Origin of the sequence: Metabacillus indicus, from assembly GCF_046603695.1 — a bacterium.
Classification (GTDB): domain Bacteria; phylum Bacillota; class Bacilli; order Bacillales; family Bacillaceae; genus Bacillus_P; species Bacillus_P indicus.
Window position 1 is genome coordinate 1,289,612 of record NZ_CP176757.1, and the last position, 21,182, is coordinate 1,310,793.

The 21,182-nt window shown below is 48.6% G+C and carries 1 protein-coding gene; it reads right to left on the reverse strand.

Going from position 1 to position 21,182, the window contains the following annotated elements:
• Positions 1-55: 55 nt before the first annotated feature.
• Positions 56-20,869 (reverse strand): carboxypeptidase regulatory-like domain-containing protein, encoded by a 20,814-nt coding sequence (locus ACK1LH_RS06490; protein ID WP_411334820.1) that lies wholly within the window; start codon positions 20,867-20,869, stop codon positions 56-58.
• Positions 20,870-21,182: the final 313 nt, after the last annotated feature.

Here is a 21,182-nt window from a genome sequence, read left to right on the forward strand (position 1 = left end):
ATGCTGAATGCAGCAGAGATGTAGCGGGTACTGAGCCACTCATTTTTCTAATACTTTAACATTCTTTCTTTCTTAATTCTATGCACAGCTTTACTTTGGATTTATTGGATTTTAGTTCAGTCTTTCTTTTTTCTTTTTTGTAGCCTTTTGCTTTCACTTTTAATTTATAGATTCCTTCCTTTAGATGTTTAAATTGAAAATGTCCTTCTTTGTTCGTCTTCACAGAAGCGATGCAGTCGCCTTCTGAATTGTACAGCTTCACTTTAGCCTTGCAGATAGCTTCCCCGGCTTCTTTCGTTACCTCTCCGTATATGCTTCCTTTTGGTTTCTTTACAGGAGAAAGCTTAAAGTTAAGGATTACGGACTCTCCAGAATTGAGAGAGATTGTCTTTGATTTTTTACGGTATCCTTTTGCAGATGCTGTAACTTTATACGTTCCCTGCAATACAATAAGATTTTCGTATTTGCCATCCCGATCAGTTATGGCCGCTGCAGCTAGCTTTCCATTTGGATAAAAAACGAGTACCTTGGCATGTTTTATTGGTTTCCCGGATTTTTTATCTGTGATCGTTCCTTCTAAGCGGGCAAAACTGATTGAGAGAAGGATTGTTACATCTGTCACCTCATCTGGAAGGATGACCGCTTCAATTGAACCTGTTAAATACAAGTCTGCAGAAGCTGTAATGGTGTACCTGCCGGGAACAAGGCCGTCTGCGGAAAAAGTACCGGCGGCATTCGTTAATACCGTTTTTACAACGATTCCCTGCGCATTGATAATATCCACTCTTGCCCCTGATATTGGCCTGCTGGAGATGGCGTTGAGCACAGTGCCAGTCAATGCTCCGGTTCCAGGTATTTTGTCTAATAAGAAATTTGCGTCGAGCACGCTTTCGTCATTTCCAAGCGATACTGTAATCCGTGATGAACTGAATCCTTCTTTTTCTGCAGTAAGGGTATATTCATTCGGCGATAAATTCTCAAAGAAGTAAACACCGTCTGGATTTGAAAAAGCAATGCCAATAAACTGCCCGCTGCTTGTAAAAAGTTCAATTCTTGCGCCGGGTATTGGAACTTGCGTTTCTGCATCAAGAACGTAACCTGCAATTGCACCTGTGCTCGCAGGGGTTTTACTCAGTTCAAAGTCAATTTCAGTTATGCTTCCCAGCACAATTTCCGCAGATTTTATTACGCTGATATATCCCGCTGCAGCAGCCCTGACAGAGTAATTCCCTTGAGGAAGCCCTTCTATTAAATATCTGCCGTTTTGATCAGTAAGACCTTCAGCAATTGCCGTATTTTCTGAATTTACCACTTCAATAAGCGCACCAGGTATAGGTAATCCTGTATTTTTATCCCTGACAGCGCCAATTAGAGAACCAGGATTCGATTCCAGTTCAAAATTTACGATGCGCACATCTCCAGGCTGAAGCACTGCTGATTTGCTCTCAGCTTGATAGTTGATATTCAGTGCTACAACCTGGTATGTTCCCGGGGCTAAATTTGGTACAAGGTAAGCACCGTCCTTATCTGTCTGAGTTGTTGCTGCAATAGCAGATGTTGAACTAATAATATTGATTCGCGTATTGCTGAGCGGTTCGCCGGTGGAGTTCGCAGTGACAAGCCCCTTGATGGCAGCTGTTTGCTGTTCAAGGAGAAAATCCGCCGCGACTGTTTGATTAGGGAAAATGACTGCGTTCAAAACTTGAGTCCCATATCCTCCTGCAGCTGCTGTAATAGAAATTTGCCCTTCTGTCACCCCTCCAATTTCATAAAATCCGTTTGCATCAGTTATTATAGTTGCAAAGATTGGCCCTGATGGACTTTGATATCTTAGTGTAACCGCAGCACCCTGAATGGGTGATCTTGTTTGAGCATTTAAAACTGTGCCGTTTACCGTTCCGAATGCCCCGTTCAGCTGAACGTTCAGCTGTGTCGTCTGACCGGCTGCAATAACAGCACCGGCAGCCAATCGTTCAAAGCCTGCTGCGGTGAAGACAGCCCTGTACGTTCCAGGTGTCAGACCATCAATCCGGTAAGTCCCAGTGTTATCTGTCAATACACTTGCGACAAGACCATTTGTAATGTCGAAAATTTGAACGGCAGCTCCCGGAATCGGCAGCGAACTCCGGTCGCTCACAACACCAGTCAAAAAGCCCGGATTCACACTGAGCGAAAGAGTTGTTTGTGCAGTTGTATTAGCCACGAGAATGACAGATTTAGAATCAGTGCCAAAATTAGTAGCGGTCGCTGTCAGGATAACGGTGCCAGGCTGCAGGTTAGAGATGGTGAATGAACCGTCAGCAGCACTTGTTGAAATAGCCAGCACCTGGCCGTCAACGGTTGTTGCCGTTACAATAGCACCTTGAATCGGATCACCTGTTGCGGCATTAGTGACAAATCCTGCAATTGAAGCAGGTCCGGTCTGCAACAGCAGCGTAACATTTGACGTTTGATCCGGGATGACAACTGCACCAATAATTCCTGTTACAAATCCGCTGGCAGATGCCGTAATAACATAGTTGCCTGGTGCCACCTGCGGGAATGTGAAGCTTCCATTTGAGTGCGCATTCGTTGTGAAAATGAGGATGCCATTCTCATCAAACAGGGACACTGCAACAGAAGCAGTCGTAATCGGCTGAGCAAGGTTATTCAGGACAACTCCTGTTATAGAACCAAAAATGCCTGTAAGTGCAACGTTTGTTGTAGTAGTAGTATCTGACTGGACAATCGCTCCAACCGTTCGCGTTTCAAATCCTTGAGCTGTAACCGTTACAGTATAGGAGCCCGGCGGAAGGCTTCCGGCCGTGTAATTTCCGTCAGAATCGGTAACTACTGTGGCTACAACCACACCTCCGGCTCCGATAATTCGGACAGTCACAACTGCTCCTGTAATTGGATTTCCAAATGCATCTGTAACTCTGCCGGAAATGCTGCCGTGATTAGCGAAAAGAGAAAAGTTAACATTTGTCCGCTGCTCTCCCGCTGAGAGACTAATTCCAGAAAGCGCGGTCTGATAGCCTTCAGCTGAAACGACGAGTTTAAAGCTGCCTGCCGGGATGTTTCCAATCGCATACGTCCCGTCAGCTCCGGTTACGGCAAATCCAACAAGTGTCTCATTCTGGTCAAGAATTCGCACAGATGCATTGTTAATCGGTGATCCAAAGGCATCTGTCACCTGACCGGAAATGGAAGCAGGGTTTGGCTGAAGCAGAATATTTGCCTGAACCTGCTGATTTGCAGCGACTGTGGCCCCAATTGATGAACTCGCGTAATTAAATTCCGAAGCTGTAACCAGATAGTTGCCTGGCTGGATCCCGCTAAAGGTGTAGGAGCCCTGCTGATCCGTGACAGTAAACGCGATCGGGGTCAGACTTTGACTTTGGAAGAGCTGCACAATGGCTCCGGGAACCGGCTGAGTGGTAACAGCATCCCTTACAAAACCCGTAATTGACCCGGGACTTGCCTGCAGGATGAAGTTCACGGTCGCGGTCTGACCAGGCAGTACATCAAATCCAGCTGATGATGACTGGAAGTTTTGCTGAAGAACAGACAGCGTGTAGCTTCCCGCTGTAAATCCAGTAATAGAGTAATTGCCGTCTGTATCTGTTTGAACTCTTCTGAGCAACCCTCCCTGAAGGCTGAATAGCTGAACAAGAGCACCTGAGATCCCTAAGCCTGCCTCATCGGTCACTCGACCTTGTACTGTACCTGGCTGAGGGGACAGCACGGCACTGACGAATTCCGTTTCACCAGGGTCAATCACAACACTTGCAATTTCAGAGCCAAAAGACGGAGCACCGCTGAAGATCACACTGTAAGCACCTGGTGCAAGACCTGTGACCTGATAAAATCCATTGCTGTCGGTCAGTGTTGTCGCAATGATTGGACCGGCAGGACTGAGAGCGCGAACGATTACACTTACACTCGGTATGGCAGCGCCGCCCGCAGCATTTGTGGCAAACCCCTGAATGATGCCGGGGTTCGGTGTCAGGTCAATGGCAAGAACGGTATCTGCGCCTGCCGTAATGGTGAAGCCTCTGAACTCACTGCCAAAATCCTGCGCGTTTATAACGGCTGTATACTGGCCCGGGGAAAGGGCAGGAACTGTGAAATTCCCCCGTGCGTCGGACACGACTGTCAAAATGAGTGTACGGTTTTCATCAAATAACTGGATGACAGCTCCTGCAATCGGTGCCAGGTCTTGTGCACTTGTTACTTGCCCTAAAAGACGTCCAGTAAGCTGGGATAATGCAAGCGAAGCAGTTGTCGTTTCCCCCGCCGTCAGGATGATGGACGTTGTGGCGTTTCCATATCCCGGGGCCTGTGCTGTCAGGAGGAAAGTACCCCCAGGCAGATTCGGGAACGTAAATACCCCTTGATCTCCGCTGAATCCTGTCGCTAGAATGACGCCATTTGATCTTGAGATAATGATCGATGCACCTGAGATGCCAAGTCCCGTGCCGCTGTCAGAAATAACTCCAGTTACTGTGGCAGGCAAATTTGTCAGTGTAACGGACGTTGAAGTCACCCCATTGGCAAAAACGATGGAGCTGACCGTATTTGAACCGAATCCCGGAGCGGAAGCATTGACCAGGTATGTTCCCGGAATCAAGTTGAATACAGAGAATGTTCCATCAGCTTGAGCAGTCAGCGCCTCGACTAATACAAGGTTTTCATTGAAGATTTTCACAAGGATATCCTGCCCTGTGACCTGATTTCCAAGTTGATCAACTACTGAACCGCTTATGCTGCCGGTGAGTGCAGCGAGTGATGCGTTAAGCTGAACGGCCGTATCTGAAATAATTTGTGCACCAATGACAGCTGAACCATACCCTTCTGCTGTAAACACAGCGCTGTAAGTTCCCGGTGCAAGATTCTGAATCGTGTACCTGCCGTCTGTATTTGTAAAGGCAGATGCGATGATAACACCTGAACTGTTGCGGATGATAATGCTTGCTCCGGCTAATCCGGCTGCTGTCGCTTCATCTGTCACAATGCCTGTAAGTGAACCGGGATTTGCTGCCAGAGAAAAATCAATGCCGGATTGGAATTCACCTGGAGTCAGTGTGATTGCAGCAGTAGAAGAGCTGAACCCTACTGCTGAAACAATGATGTTGAATGTTCCCGGCGGCAGGCCGGAAATGGTATACGTTCCGTCTCCGCCGGTAATGCCTGTGCCAATGACGGTTTCGTTCCCGTTTAATAAACGCACGGTAGCATTGCCAATCGGATTACCCGCTAAATCTCTCACCGTACCCGAAACAGCTGCCGGATTAGGAGACAGGGCAAGATTTGCCGTTGCTTCCGTATTTGATGCGACCGTAACCCCGACAATGGCTCTTGCAAAATTCACGGCATCCGCTGTTACGGAATAGGTTCCGGGCTTAATGCCTGCAAACGAGTATCTGCCGAGTGAATCGGTGACAGCACTGGCAAGAGGCTGCAGTCCCTGAGAAGGAAAGAGCTGGACAAAAGCTCCTGAAAGCGGCGAACCTGCAGCGGCATTTGTGACAGTGCCTGTAATGGAACCAGGATCAGGCTGCAGCTCAATATCAAGCGTTGCTGTCTGTCCGGAGACAATCGTTGTGCCGATTGTCTGCTGCTGATAATTCGTATTTATGGCTGTTACGGTATAGGATCCTGGCGGCAGATTTTGAATACTGTACCTTCCAATGGAATCTGTTTGGCCGACAGCCGTGAGCACACCGTTTACATCTACAATCCGTATCAGGGTATTGACTAATGGAAATCCTGAACCTGCCTCTGTTACAAACCCTTGAACGGAACCTGGATTTGGCGGAAGGGAGAGCTGTACAGAAGATGTCTGCCCAGGTTCAACAACCGTTGATCCAGCTTGCGTTCCGAAACCTGGAAGTGTACCAAGAACTGTGTAGGAACCAGGTGCAAGGTTAGGAATTGTAAAGGATCCATTGGCATCTGTTGCTGAGCTTGCGACGACCGGACCGGTAGGAGAGAACTGTCTTACTACGATGCTCACTCCGCTTAGCGGAAGTCCTGTCACCTGATTAATCACGGTTCCCTGAATGGTGCCGGGATCTGCAGGTAAGTTAAAATCAAGAACTGTCTGAGCATTTGCCGTGATGGCCGTTTCCTGAACCACAGTGCCGAAATTGGCTGCAGAAGCTGTAACTCTGACGTTTCCGGGGATCAGGTTATTTACTAAATACTGTCCGTTTTGATCCGTAACCACCGTCGCTACAAGTGCTCTTGTAGAATCAAAGACCTGAACCGAAGCACCCTGTAACGGATTCTGTGTCTCTGCATCCCTGACTGTGCCTGTAAGCGACCCCGCAACAGGAGGCAAGGAAAGGGTGACATTGTTTACAGCACCAGGTCCAAGTTGAACAGATACCGAAGCAGAGCCGAATCCCGGCTGCGTTGAAGAAGCAGAGACGTTCAGTGTATTAGGCGGCAGATTTTGAATCGTAAATTGGCCATTTTGATCACTGACAGCGCTGCCGACAATCAGTCCGTTTAAGTCTGTGACCGTTACAATAACGCCAGATAAAGGATCAAATGTTACGGCATTGATGACCTGCCCTGTTACAGTTGCAGGATTTGGTGAAAGAATGACAGGTAAAACCGTAGTTTCATTTGCAGCAACGACGGCACTTGCGACAGCAGTCGCATAATTCGGTGCTGTGATTTGAACAAGGTACGTTCCTGGTGCAAGATCCATGATTGTAAAGGTTCCATCTGAATCTGCAAGCAGAGTTTTTACAAGAATTCCGTTGATATCAAACACCTGAACAGCGATGTTTGACCCGGTGACAGCCATTCCAGCCGTGTCTGTCAGTGAGCCGGAAATCATGCCTGTATCCGGAGGAAGGGCAATATTTGCTGTGGTCACTGCATTAGCCTGAACGATTGCGCCTACAGTAATCGAGCCAAAACCTGCTGCTGTACCCACTACCGAGTAAGAACCTGGTGAAAGTCCTTCCAGCAAGTAATTGCCGTTTACGTCAGTTGTATCTGCTGCAATGATGACGCTTGTTCCGCCGACTGTCCTTACAACTGCAATGGCCCCAACAATCGGGTCACCTGTCGCTGCATTTGTAATTTGGCCGCTGATGGTTCCAAACAGCGAACTGAGAGCAATGTTTACATCAGTCAAAATCTGGCCTGGCGTTACGGTAACAGCTGTCAGATTTGCAGCAAAATCAGGCGCAGATGCGAGTACTGTTAAGGTTCCCTGAGGCAGGTTGCTGACAGAGTAATTTCCAAACTCATCTGTGATTGCCGTACCGAGAACCGTTTCATTCTGATCAAGAATTCTGACCGTTGCATTTGTGACAGGTGTTCCTCCGGTATCTGTGACAGTCCCCGAAATCGTCGCCGGATTTGGAGAAAGCTGAATGGCGACATCTGTTGTCTGTCCTGCAAAAATAACGGCTCCTGTACCTCTTCTGGCATAGTTTGATGCCGAAGCGACGACATTGTATTCTCCAGGTGCGAGACCTGGTACAGAAAACTGTCCGTTTTGGTCAGTTGTTTCTTGTGCAATAGGAATGATCCCCTGTGAAGGAAAGACCAGGACAACAGCCCCTGCAATCGGACCGCCTGAGAACAGGTCTGTTACGGTGCCTGTCAATACTCCTGGATTTGCTGCAAGGAATACATTGACCGTTGTCGTCTGTCCCGGCAGAATCGTAAAGCCGACTGACTGATTCTGAAAAGCAGGATTTGAGACGACAAGCGTATACGAATCAGCCGGGAGCCCTTCAACCGTGTAGAATCCAGCTCCATCTGTAGTGACTTCATCTACAAGAGTGCCGTCACGGCGTATAACTTGAACGGCAGCCCCTGAAATCGGATTGTTCGTATCCGAGCGGCGGACTGTTCCCTGGACGGTTCCAGGAGCTTGGGTGAGTCCGATTGCCACATTGGAAACTTCATTTGCAAAAACGGCGACAGATGCCGACTGTGTGCCAAAACCGGCGGATTGGGTAATGACCGTGTAGGATCCAGGTTCAAGATTCGCTGTAAGGAATGTCCCTCCAGCATCTGTAACAGCAGTCGCAATGACAGGTCCAGCCGGTGAAAATTGACGGATGGTAATGAGAGCACCGGCAATCGGATCAGATGTCAGCTGATTGATAACCGTTCCTGAAATGGACCCGAGCAGCGGACTTAAAGATACGGTTACTTGCTCTGTTTCACCCGGATCAAGTATGACTGCTTGAACGTTGTCAGCAAATCCTGCCTGAGAAACAGTAAGCGTAATTGTGCCGGCAGGAAGATTCGTGAGCTGGAAGTTCGCTGATGCATCCGTTACAGCGGAAGCAATCACCTGGCCAGCGACACTGGCTGTGACCGCAGCCCCTTGGAGCGGCGTATTTGTACCCTGGCTTAATACCTGCCCGGTGATTGATGCAGGCAGCGGCGCCAGCTGAAGATCAAGAGCTGTTGTCTGAGTGGCAACTACTGCTGCAGCGGCAGATGATGCCGCAAAACCAGGCGCTTGTGCAACGACTGTATAATTCCCCGGTGCAAGATCAATAATGGAGTAAGTTCCATCTGGTTCAGCGGTGATCGATTTTACGAGAAGACCATTCCCATCAAAAACTCTGACAAAGATATTGCTGCCGGTAATTGGATCACCGTTGCCGTCCCGAATGGTACCAGAAATACTTCCGGTTTCAGCAATCAGAGCAAAATTCGCTGTTGCTGTCTGGTTGCTTGAGACAAGTGCAGTTTGTGTTTGAGAAGCAAATCCAAATGCGCTGGCTGTGACAGAATAGGAACCCGGTGCCAGACCTTGAGCAAGATAATTTCCGGCTTCATCTGTATTGACTGTTTGCACAACTACATTGCTGTCGCTCTGAAGCGTTCGGATTGTCACAATGGCTCCGGCCAATGGGTCCGCTGTGGCACTATTTGTCACTGTTCCTGAGATGGATCCGGGATTTGCCGTGAGCGCAAGGTTCACTCCTGTCACCGTCTGGCCGGCTGCAACGGAAACACCCTGGAGGCCCGTTCCGTAATTAGGGGCAGAAGCACTTACTGTATACGTTCCCGGTGCAAGATTTCCAACGGAGTAATTTCCGTTCAGATCTGTTGCGCCGGTTCCGACAACGTTCTGATTTTGGTCAAGAATGCGAATGACAGCATTCGGCAATGGATTCCCGGACTGATCTGTGATTTGTCCCGATACTGCTGCCGGAAGCGGAGAAAGAGACAGGACCACAGCTGTTGCTGCTCCAGCTGAAACTAGTGCCCCGACTGAAACGGTTCCGAAATTGGATGCAGCAGCTGTAACCGTGTATTGCCCCAGTTGAAGACTTCCGGCTGTGAAGCTGCCATTTTGATCGGTGACTGTTTCAAAGACAGGAATAAAGCTGCCTGATGGATATATCTGAATCGATGCTCCGGCAATTGGCGCTGCTGTTTGAGTGCTTACCGCTGTTCCCGTAATGCTTCCCGGATTTGGATTCAACGCGGCGTTTAACGAGACGGTTTGATCAGATATGGCCGTAAATCCAAGCGTCTGATTTTGGAACTCAGCGTTTACAGCAACGAGTGAATAACTGCCGGGTGCAAGGCTGTCAACCCGGTAAACCCCGTTTAAATCTGTCTGGGAAACGGAGACCAGCACGCCGCCTGAATCGATGATTCTAATGAGTGTATCCGGAAGAGGGGTTCCGGTCTGCGCATTGGTAACTGTTCCCTGAACAGAACCTGGATTTGGCGGAAGATTCAGCTGCACAACTGCGATTTCGTTAGACTCGACAGACGCTGAAGCTGCCTGAGTGCCGAAACTCTGCTGAGAAGCGATAACGGTATAGGTTCCAGGCACAAGGTTAAAGACAGTAAATTCACCTTGGGCGTTCGTTGCTGTTGTTGCAACTGCAGGACCGGCTGCGGAAAATTGCCTGATGACCAAACTTGCATTCTGAATAGGCGCACCGGTCTGCCCGTTATAAACGGTCCCCGTAATGCTTCCGGGATTTGGCTGAAGCTGGAACAACAGTGTCGTCACAGCGTTTGATGCAATGGCTGCATCCTGAGCGGCAGAGCCGAAATTTGCTGCTGAGGCTATAACACGGTACGTTCCTGGAGCCAAATTTTGAACCTGGTAAAAACCGTTATCATTTGTCAGTACTGTAGCGGTGAGAGCACCTGTAAAATCGAACACTTGCAGTACAGCGCCGGGAATTGGCTGGTTATCCAGTGCATTTACGACCGAACCCGTCAAAGTACCGGGATTTGGCGTAAGAGACAGAGTGGTTGTTCCAATTTGGCCAGGTGAAAGCATAACAGCTTTAGAGTCTGCGCCAAAGTCCTGTGCAACAGCGGATATAATCAGAGTGGCAGGAGGGAGGTTTTGAATCGTAAAGCTACCATCTATTCCGCTCACTGCTGATGCAAGGAAAAGACCATTGGAGTCGGTAACCGTGATCAGCGCTCCGTTAATGGCATCGCCTGTACCTGCATTCAATACTTGCCCAGTTATAGCCGCAGGGTTTGGAATAAGTGCGATATTTGCCTGCGTTGTCTGATCAGAAACAACAATTGCTCCGATTGTTGCTGCAGAAAAGTTCGGTGAAGTGATGACAAGAGTGTAGCTGCCCGGCAATAAATCAAGAACGGAATAGGAGCCATCTGAACCGGCGAGCAGGGTTTTTACGAGTGATCCGCTTTGATAATAGACCGCAATTTGTGTACCCATTCCAAGAATGGGACTTCCTTGCAGGTCTGTGATAATTCCGGAAATCGCTCCTGTATTAGGACTCAGCTGCAGATTTGCTGAAGTTACCGTATTGCTGAACACAACAGCACCTACAGAAGCCGTTCCAAAACCTGTCTTTGAAGCAGTAACTGTGTACGTTCCAGGCGCAAGACCAGCTACGGAATAGAAACCGTCTGAGTCCGTTACGTCATTAGCTACGACTACTCCCGATCCTCCTGTAAGACGGATGATGGATATAGCGCCTGCAATCGGATCACCCGTCTGGGCATTGCTTACAAAACCTTCAATGGCTCCAGGGTTTGGAGTCAGGACAAAGTTAACATTTTCAAGGAAATCTCCCGGTGCAAGAGTCACTCCGCTGATCTGACCTGCGAACGTCTCTGACGTCACAATTACGGTTTGAGAACCTGGCGGGAGGCCGCTGATCACATAGCTGCCGTTCTGGTCGGTCTGGGCGCTGCCAAGCACCGTCTCATTTTGATCGAGTACTCTGACGCTAGCATTTGGGACTGGCTGCCCACCTGTACTTGTGACCGTTCCGCTGATTGCAGCGGGATTTGGCATAAGCTCAAGATTGGCAATGGTTGATTGATCTGCCGTTACAATGGCACCGACAGCTCCGCGTGCATAATTAGAAATATCCGCAGCGGCAATATACTCACCGGGAGCAAGGCCGATGACCGTGTAGTTTCCATTTTGGTCTGTAAGAGCATTCGCAATCGGAAAGAGTCCTTGAACAGGGAAGATCTGAACCGACGCGCCTTCAAGAGCTCTGCCTGTCTGCTGATCTGTCACTCTTCCAGAAATAGAACCTGGATTAGGATTCAGTGCTAAATTGACTGTCGTTGTTGTATTTGAAGCAACATTGAATCCGACTGATGCGCGCTGGAATGACGAGGCTATGCCGGTAAGTGAGTAGTTTCCAGGTGAAAGCCCGTCAATTCTGTACACGCCATCACTGTCTGTTTGAACCTCCTGAACAATCGCACCATTGCTGTTTTGAATTCGGATAAGCGCTCCGGCTATTGGCGTGCCCGTCTGGGAGTCTGTAAGTGTGCCTTGAACAGATCCAGGGTTAGGAATAAGTGCAAGATTAATAGGTGAAACAGCATTTGACGAAACGAATACGGAACCTGCCTGTGTGCCGAAGTTTTCAGCAGAAGCAACAACAGTGTAAGCTCCAGGAGCCAAATTATTCACGGTAAACTCGCCGTTTTGATTCGTAAAGACAGAATCTACAGCAGGGCCTGTCGTTGAAAACTGCCTGATGACAACAGCAGCGCCTGAAATTGGATCACCTGTCTGCTGGTTGACAATGGTTCCCTGAATGGAACCAGGGTTTGGAGGCAGTAAAAAATTGAGAACGGTTTGCTGAGTGGCAAAAATGGTTGCTTCTTGAACGGTTGAGCCAAAATTGTCTGCTGATGCAATGACGCGGTATACACCCGCAGAGAGATTTTGAACTTGATAGTTTCCAAACGCATCTGTCGCAACAGTCGCTGTCAAACCTCTTGTAAAATCAAAAACTTCAACCGTTGCGCCTGCAATAGGTGCAGATGTGCCTGCATTTGACACGCTTCCTGACAGGGTGCCAATCTGTGCCGCTAAAGAGACGGCTGTATTTAAAGTCTGGCCCGGTGACAGATTAAGAGCCTGCGAGAAGCTTGAGAAATTCTCTGCTGCAACAGACAGGTTAAGTGACTGAGGAGGCAAACTTCCAATTGAGGCAAATCCGTTTGCATCCGTAACCCCGATCCCGACAACTGTTCCGTTTGGCAGGGTAATTGTGACAATGGCTCCTGATATCGGATCGCCTGATTCAGTACTCGTGACAGTAACATTCACTGATGCAGGATTTGGCTGAAGAACAGGATTTAAAGCGGTTGTTTGCTCAGAAACAACGGTGCTGCTGAATGTTCCGGTCGCATAATTCGGTGCTGTTATGACAATCTGATACGTTCCATGCGCAAGGCCATTTACGATGAACGTACCGTCAGGAGCTGCAAGAACCGTTTTAACGAGCTGGCCATTCTGATTAAAGATTTGGATTTGCAGATTGTTTCCGGTAATCGGATTGCCTTGCGGATCTGTAATTGTGCCGGCGATCGTCCCTGATAACGGCGTCAGGACAATTGGAGCGTTCGCTGTGGCATCACTGACAACCGTTGCACCCGTTGTCGCTGCCCCGTACCCGTTTCGGACAGCTGTAATTGTATACGTTCCGGGAGCAAGACCCGAGACAAGGTAAGACCCGTCTGTTCCTGACGTCACATTTGCTACAACAATTGATGCAGCGCCAGTCCGTCTGACCACAATATCGGCACCGGCAATCGGCAGTCCAGTCTGCTGGTCTGTAACGGTTCCTCTGATGGAGCCTGCATTCGGCGTTAGCTGTGCGTTCAGCGTCGTTGTCTGCCCAGGGCTTAACGTGACACCTGTCAGCAGGGTTCCAAAGCCTGAAGCTGAAATGACGGCCGTTTGCGTTCCCTGAGGAAGATTGCCAATTGTATAGTTTCCGTTTTGATCCGTAATACCTGTACCAAGGACAGTTTCATTCTGATCAAGAATGCGGACTGCTGCACCGCCTACTGGCGTACCGCCGTTTTGGGTGATGGTTCCAACAACGGCTGCCGGATTTGGAGTCAGACCCAGGTTCACGGTTGCCTGTGCATTTGGAAACACAGTTGCCCCAGCAGTTCCACGCGCGTAATTTTCTGCACTTGCAGCGACGATATACTCTCCAGGCTCAATTCCGGCAAACGAGTACCGCCCGTTTTGATCAGTAGCTGCATTTGCAATTGGTATCAAGCTTTGAGAAGGGAAAAGCTGAACAATAGCTCCTTGCATCGGATTTCCGCTTACAGCATCTGAAATAATTCCGGTAATACTTCCAGGATTCGGAGCGAGAGCAGCATTTACGGTAACAGTCTCTCCTGCACCGATAATTGCCCCTATCGTTCTGCTTTGAAAATCTGCATTTATCAGGACGATTGTGTAGGTGCCCGGCGTCAGTCCCTGCACAAGGTATACACCATTTAAATCCGTCTGCACTACGGCAGCTAAAATGCCGTTATCATTTAAAACGCGCACTTGCGTATCAGCCAGCGGATCACCTGTCTGAGCAGATGTCACCGTGCCGGTAACAGCGCCAGGGTTTGGAGGCAGGGCAAGAGCAGCGTTCGTGACAGCATTTGATTGGACAAGGACCGTTGCCGTCTGTGTGCCAAAATTTGTGTTTGAGGCTGTAATGGCGTACGTTCCCGGCTGGAGGTTCAGTACAGTGAATTGCCCGCTGCTGTCTGTCGCAGTTGACTGCACAATAGGCCCTGAAGGTGAAAATTGACGGATGACAATGGCGGCTCCAGTTATAAACGCTCCCGTCTGCTGATTAACAACCGTCCCGAAAATAGACCCAGGATTCGGAGCTAATGCAAAATCTGCGCTTGTTGTCTGATTGGATAAAACCGTTACATCCTGAACATCCGTGCCAAAATTAAAGGCTGAAGCTATTATTCTGTACTGGCCTGGTGAAAGGTTAGCAAATTGATAGAATCCGGCAGCATCAGTCGTCAGCGTGCCAACGAGAGCCCGTGTGCTGTCGAACACTTGAAGAACAGCTCCTGAGAGCGGATCTCCGGATTGTCCGTTCGTTACAAAACCGCTGATGGTACCAGGATTCGGCGTTAAGCTCAGAATTGATGCAGCCGTGCCTCCCGGCGTTAAAATAATGGAACGCGAGTCAGATCCGAAATCAGGTGCAACAGCTGAAATCACAAGTGATCCCGTCTGCAAATTAGAAATAATAAAGTTTCCGCCGCTGTCTGTTACTGTGCTTCCGATCGGCAAATCATTGGTGTCTGTAACCGACACGATTGCTCCTGGTATCGGCGTACCAGTTTGAGCGCTCAGAACCTGGCCTGTAGCCGTACCTGGATTTGGCGTAAGAGATACAGACAAAGTAGTCGTTTCATTGGCTGTAACAGATGCTCCAACCATCATTGCAGCATAGTTTTCTGCCAGAATTGTCAGCTGATAGGAACCTGGCGGCAAGTTTGTGATGAGAAATGTTCCGTCTGATTGGGCAGCAAGTGTCTGCAAAAGAATGCCGCTTTGATCAAAGACCCGTATTTGAATAGGAACGTTGAGCAGGGCATTTCCCTGAATATCTGTAACCGTTCCTGAAATCGAGCCGACAAGACGGGGCAGACTGATATCCGCCTGAGTTGTCTGATCACTGACGACAATGGCTCCTACAACTGAAATGCCAAATCCGGATGCAGATCCTGTAACGATATAGGACCCCGGCTGAAGGTCCGGAACAAAGTAGTTTCCATTTTCATCAGTAGAAGTAGATGCAACTACAACAGGTACGCCTGCAATTGTCCTTACAACGGCTATGGCTCCTGTTATTGGCTGGCCGGTATCAGAAGCCGTAATGAGCCCTGCTATGCTTCCGGTATTCGCAGTTAATACAAAGTTAACATTTTCAGTCATCTGTCCCGGTGTTAAAATAACTCCTCCGAGCTGCGTGGCAAATCCAGGTGCTGAGACAATGATCTGCTGGTTGCCTTGAGGCAGATTGGTAATGCTATATTGTCCGAGTTCATTCGTAACGGCTGTAGCAAGAACTGTTTCATTTTGATCAAGGATCCGGACAGTGGCATTGATAATTGGCTGGCCAAACTCGGATGTAACCGTACCAGAGATAGAAGAAGGATTGGGTGTTAAAACAATATCCGAGCTGGAAACGGCATTGGAACGTACGGTGATTCCTGTTGAAGACGTTGCATAGTTCGTGAATGAGCCAACAAGAATATACGATCCCGGCGGCAGACTGTTAAGGGTATAACGGCCGGTTCCATCTGTGACAAGAGACGCGATCGGGTTAATGCCTATAGCCGGATAGACAAGGACGGAAGCACCTGCAAGCGGAGTAAATGTCTGGCCGTCAAAAACCTGGCCTGTTATGCCTCCTGGGTCTGCAATCAGTGCTGCGTTAATAACAGATGTCTGGTTTGGCTGGGCTGTGAAGCTGAACGATTGTGACTGAAAATCGGGATTTGTAAAGGTATTTGTATAATTTCCCGCAGCAAATCCGTTTATCTGATAGAAACCATTAATATCCGTCTGAGTTTGTGTGACTAAAATGCCCGTATCATCAAATAGGCTCACTAACGTATTAATTAAAGGCTGGCCGGTATCTGCATCTGTGATGGTACCTTGCACAGTTGACGGAAGCTGCTGCAGGGCAAAGTTGACTGTTTCTATTTCACCTGGCTCAAGTGTCACCGTTGAAGCCTGGGAGCTGAACGCCGGGTCAAGAACGATGACAGTAAACGTTCCCTGAGGCAAGTTTGGTGCTGTATAAAAACCAAACGAATCGGTTGCCGTTGAAGTGATAATTGGACCGGTTGAAGTAAACTGTCGGATGATGACACTTGCTCCCGCGACAGGATCTCCTGTTCCGGCATTCGTCACTGTTCCCCGGATTTGGGAAGGATTCGGCTCCAGAGCAAAGCTTGCAGTTGACTGCGTATCGGAAAAAACGATAAAGCTGATGGTCTGGCTTGTAAAACCCTGGACAGAGGCAATAGCTGTATAACTTCCAGGTGCAAGACTTGCGGCCGTAAATTGACCCTGTGCATTGGTGACAACTGATACAACGAATGCCCCGGTCTGATCAAAGATCTGAACACTGGCACCAGGGAGAGAATCTCCATTTTCTCTATTGACGACAGAACCTGCAGCCCTTCCCGGATTTGGAGTGAGGGAAAGGAGTGTATTCGCTGTCTGTCCTGCCGTTAAAATAACAGCGACAGATGCCGTGCCAAAATTTTGTGCGTCTGCACTTGCAAGAAACGAGCCGGCAGGAAGATTTCCAATGGTAAATGTGCCATCCTGATTCGTCGTGCCGCTGCCGATGAGAATACCCGTATTCGGATTAGTTACGGATACAATCGCTCCTGCAATCCCTGTTGCCGTTTGCTGATTAACAACCTGGCCTGTTAAAACAGCTGGAGATGGAAGCAATGTGATTGTGGCTTGTGTTTGTTGATTTGCTTCAACTTGAACACCAATGGAAGCTGCTTGAAATCCAGGGGCAGAAGCATTCAGAATGTAGCTGCCAGGCAGGATGTCAAGGAAGACAAACGAGCCATCCGGCTGTGCCACAAGCGTTTGAATGAGTACACCATTGAGGTCAAGAAGCCTGACCTGAAGATTTTCACCTGTCACAGGATTGCCGCCTGGATCACGAAGCTGGCCGCTGATTGAACCCGTTAACTGTACAAGAGAAATATTTGCCGTTGTTACTGTATTGCTTAATACAGTAGCTCCAGTCGTCCCAGTTCCAAAGCCTGATAGAGAGGCAGTCACTGTATAGCTCCCCGGTGCAAGACCCTGAACAAGAAAGTTCCCGTCAGGACCTGACGTGACTGTTGCGGCAATAACGCCTGAACCAGTAGCCTGGCGGACTACAACCGTTGCTCCCGGAAGCGGAGCGCCATTTGCCCCATTGGAAACAAGCCCGCTTAAAGAGCCTGGATTTGGTGTTAACGTAAAATTGACGTTCTGCACGTTTCCGCCCGGCTGAAGCGTAACACCGGTCAGAGCGGATCCGAAATCAGGTGCAGCAGCAATGACAGTGAACGAACCTGGAGGCAGGTTTCCAATTGTATATAAGCCGAATGCATCTGTTCCAGCCAGGCCGAGAAGTGTTTCATTTGCATCCACTACACGCACAACTGCGTTAGAAATAGGTGTGCCATTTGGATCAAGCACAGTTCCGCTGATTGAAGCCGGGTTTGGGTTAATGGTGATATTAACAGTTGTTGCAGAGTTTGAGACAACCACAGCTCCAGCTGATTCTGTCGTATAATCCGGAGCAGACGCCGTCACGATATAATTCCCCGGAGCCAGGTTTAAAAACTGATAACTTCCGCTGTTATCCGCAAGAGTACTCTGGATGAAAACGCCCTGACCAGAATACAGCTGGACAATTGTGTTTTGGAGTACAGGTGTAATTGTCCCTGTAATGGAACCCGGATTTGGCGTCAAAATGACATTGACTACAGTAGTCGTGTCCGCTGTAACGATGGCTCCTGCAATAGCAGACTGAAAATCCTGAGCATTGACGACAACATTGTAGTTTCCGGGAGGCAGACCGGAGGCCGTATAATTTCCCTGACTGTCTGTAAGGACGGACTGAATTTGAACGTTGTTTTGATCGACAACACTGACTGAAGCTCCGGCAACAGGATTTCCTCCGCTTGAAACGGTTCCTGTAATAAATCCGGGATTTGGCGCAAGAGCAATCGTTAGATTTGCCTGACCGCCAGGAGGGATAGAAACAGACGAAATGTCTGTTTGAAAGCCTGAAGCTCCGGCTACAACTGTGTAAGTGCCGGGTGCGAGCTGCTGCACCTGGAACATGCCTTGTAAATCAGTGAAAAGTGTTGCTACAACAGCCCCGTTGGCATCAAGAATCCTAACCTCAATTTGAGCACCTGAAATCGGCTTGCCAGTTTGCTGATTGGTGACTGTCCCCATAATCGAGACCGGATTTGGTGAAAGAGTAAAATTAAGGGCGGTCGTCTGGTTGGACTGGATAACGGCTCCTTGTGTCTGAAGCTGAAAATCCTGTGCAGCAGCCGATACAAGATAAGAGCCCGGTGCAAGATTTGACACAAGATACGTTCCATTTTGGTCGGTGACAACCGTTGCGACGACAGCACCGCCAATTGCCGTCCTCACATTTATGACCGATCCCGGAACAGGTGTCCCGCCATTTGCGGTTACAGTGCCTGTGAGAGACCCTGGATCAGGAGAAAGTGAGAAATTTGCAGGGGATGTCTGGAAACCAATAACTTGAACTCCCTGCACCTGTGTTTGGAAATTCTGGCCTGAAGCAGAAACCGTATAATTCCCAGGTGCGAGGTTAGGGATGGTATAGGTGCCATTTGCATTCGTGTTGACTGATGCAACTAAACTATTATTTAAAAAGACATTGACGGTCGCATTGGCAATCGCTCCGCCCTGATTGTCGGTCACGGTTCCGCTGATTGCGCCGACAATCCTGCTTAGTGATGCATTAAAAGTCGTTGTTGCATTTGGCTCTATAACGGCTCCGATCGTCTGACTTGCATATCCTGAGTTGCCAAACGTGACAGAGTATGTCCCGGGCGAGAGGTTTGAGACCGTGTACTGCCCCTGTGCATTCGTCAGAACAGAAGCGACAGTCGCACCGCTTTGATTCACAACAGCGACTGATGATGCTGAAAGAACTGCCCCTGTCGCCGCATCTCTGACAGTGCCGCTAAGCGTTCCAGGTGAAGGCTGCAGCACCACATTCTGAGTCGTTGTCTGACCTGCCGCGACTGTAAAACCAAGAAGTCCGGTCTGGAAATTTGCAGCTGTAACGCGCAGCTGATACGTCCCCGGCGCCAGCTGGCTTACGGTGTATTGTCCGCTGGCGTTTGTCACGGTCTGGGCAATGACATTGTTTGCTGCATCAAGAACCTCTATGACCGCACCCTGAACAGGCGTGCCGCCATTTACCGTTACAGTCCCGGTGACGGTACCCGGAGACGGGGCAAGCGTAAAGTTTTCTGTCGTGGTCTGGCCGGAGACAATGGTCGTCCCGCGCGTTAGGGACTGGAAGTTTGGAGTGCTTGCCGAAAGTGTATATTGACCGGGTGTAATGCCAGTAACCGTATACTGACCGCTTGCATTTGTCGTGACGGTCGCAATTACGGTGTTAAACTGATCAGTCAATCTGACAGTTGCTCCTGCAATTGAGGCTCCGCCTTGCGCTGTTACAGTTCCTGTAAGAGTTCCGGGAACCGGCTGGAGAATGACATTGACCACTTGTGTCTGACCTGCGGCTACTGTCGCAGATTGCGTTAGGGTTGTGAAGCCTGCTTGTATAAAGGTTAGTGAATAAGTGCCCGGAGAAAGCTGAGTGAAGCTGTAATTTCCCTGGGCATTAGTTGTAGCAGTCCCAACAAGCACATTATTTGAATTGCGAAGCTGAACGGTCACATTGGAAAGAGGCAGTCCTGTCTGCCCTGACGTCACCTGGCCTGTAATGGAGGCTGCAGCTGTAACAGTAATATCGTTAAAGGCAACCGAGTTAGCAAGCTGGGCACCTGTCTGATCATCGATACCTGACGCTGTTACTGTATTCAGCCTTCTCGTACCAGCTGAAGTGAAGGTGCCTGTAACGGTATAGGTTAACGTAACGGTCTGTCCTGCCGCTATATTACCGATGTTCCAGGACAAGGTTCGGTTTGAGCTGTTAAAAACAGCAGAGCCTGCTGAAGCAGCAATATTTGTGACAGACGAAAGCTGGTCGATGTTAAAAACATCGGCCACTGTGACAGACCTTGCAAGAGCACGGCCGGTATTTGTAACCGTAACTGTTTGATTCCATGTTGCAATGCTGCCTGTTACAACAGATGCCGGACCAAATGTAATAACTTTTGAAGCTGCAAGCTTCGCGCGAATATCCACATCATTTGGTGTAACAGGATCTGTTAATGCATTTATAAACTGAAATCCTTCAGATGTCCGCAGTGAGTCTTTATTGTAGTTATTTGCATTCGCGGAAGAGAAAATAATAAATTGCAGTGCTGAATTTGCCGTAATGCCTAGAGTTTGAAAAAATTGTGAGGCCGTAAACTGATAATCTATAAAATAATCAGGATTTCCTCCAAAATTAGATCCATCGTTCGTAAGCGTGACTCTTGCCACATCGAAATTCACAATCGGAATCCTGACGTTTGGCGCACCGCGGCCGTTCGTTCCTTCCGCCGGATCGTTCCAAGAGTTGAAAACCTGCTGTGTGTTTTGAACTAAATTAATTGAGTTATCCTGGCCATTAACGTTACTCAGCCAGTTATAGATCCCTGGTGTACCTGATGTGTTAACCAAAAATCCCCATGAGAAATTAGCAAACCCCGTGTTCTGAGAATTTCTCGGATCTCCGTTTACGCGAATCCTGAAATAAATGGTTGTACCGTCATATGCGACATACGCAGCCGGAAATGTCGTGTTGCCCACGATATCCGTCGAAATTGGCGACTCATCACCAACCACATCAAAAATTGGCTGTCCATTAAGAATAATCGGCTGAAACTGTGTATTCGATGGAAATGCCATTCCATTGCTCCCCTCAAAAAATAATCACCTATACTACCTTATCGGGCAGACAAAATGTCTATACCCCTAAAAATGATAACGATTTATTCTATTCCCTTATTTGAACAAGGGTGACAGGCTGATGGCTTAAGTTGAAGAAGATGGATTAAGGAGTAATTATAAGTCAGACAAAACACGGGCTAAATAGCATGAAAATTCAAAAAAACATTGACACAATGAGACAAATTCCTTTTAATTAGAAATGTAAACGCTTTATGAAAACGTTTGCGCATCGTTGGAAGTTTACAGTCATCCAAGGGATATCGATTAATAA

Bases quoted from the DNA above. Each gene is read 5' to 3' on its own strand.
- ACK1LH_RS06490 (WP_411334820.1), bottom strand. From the start codon at position 20,869: ATGGCATTTCCATCGAATACACAGTTTCAGCCGATTATTCTTAATGGA.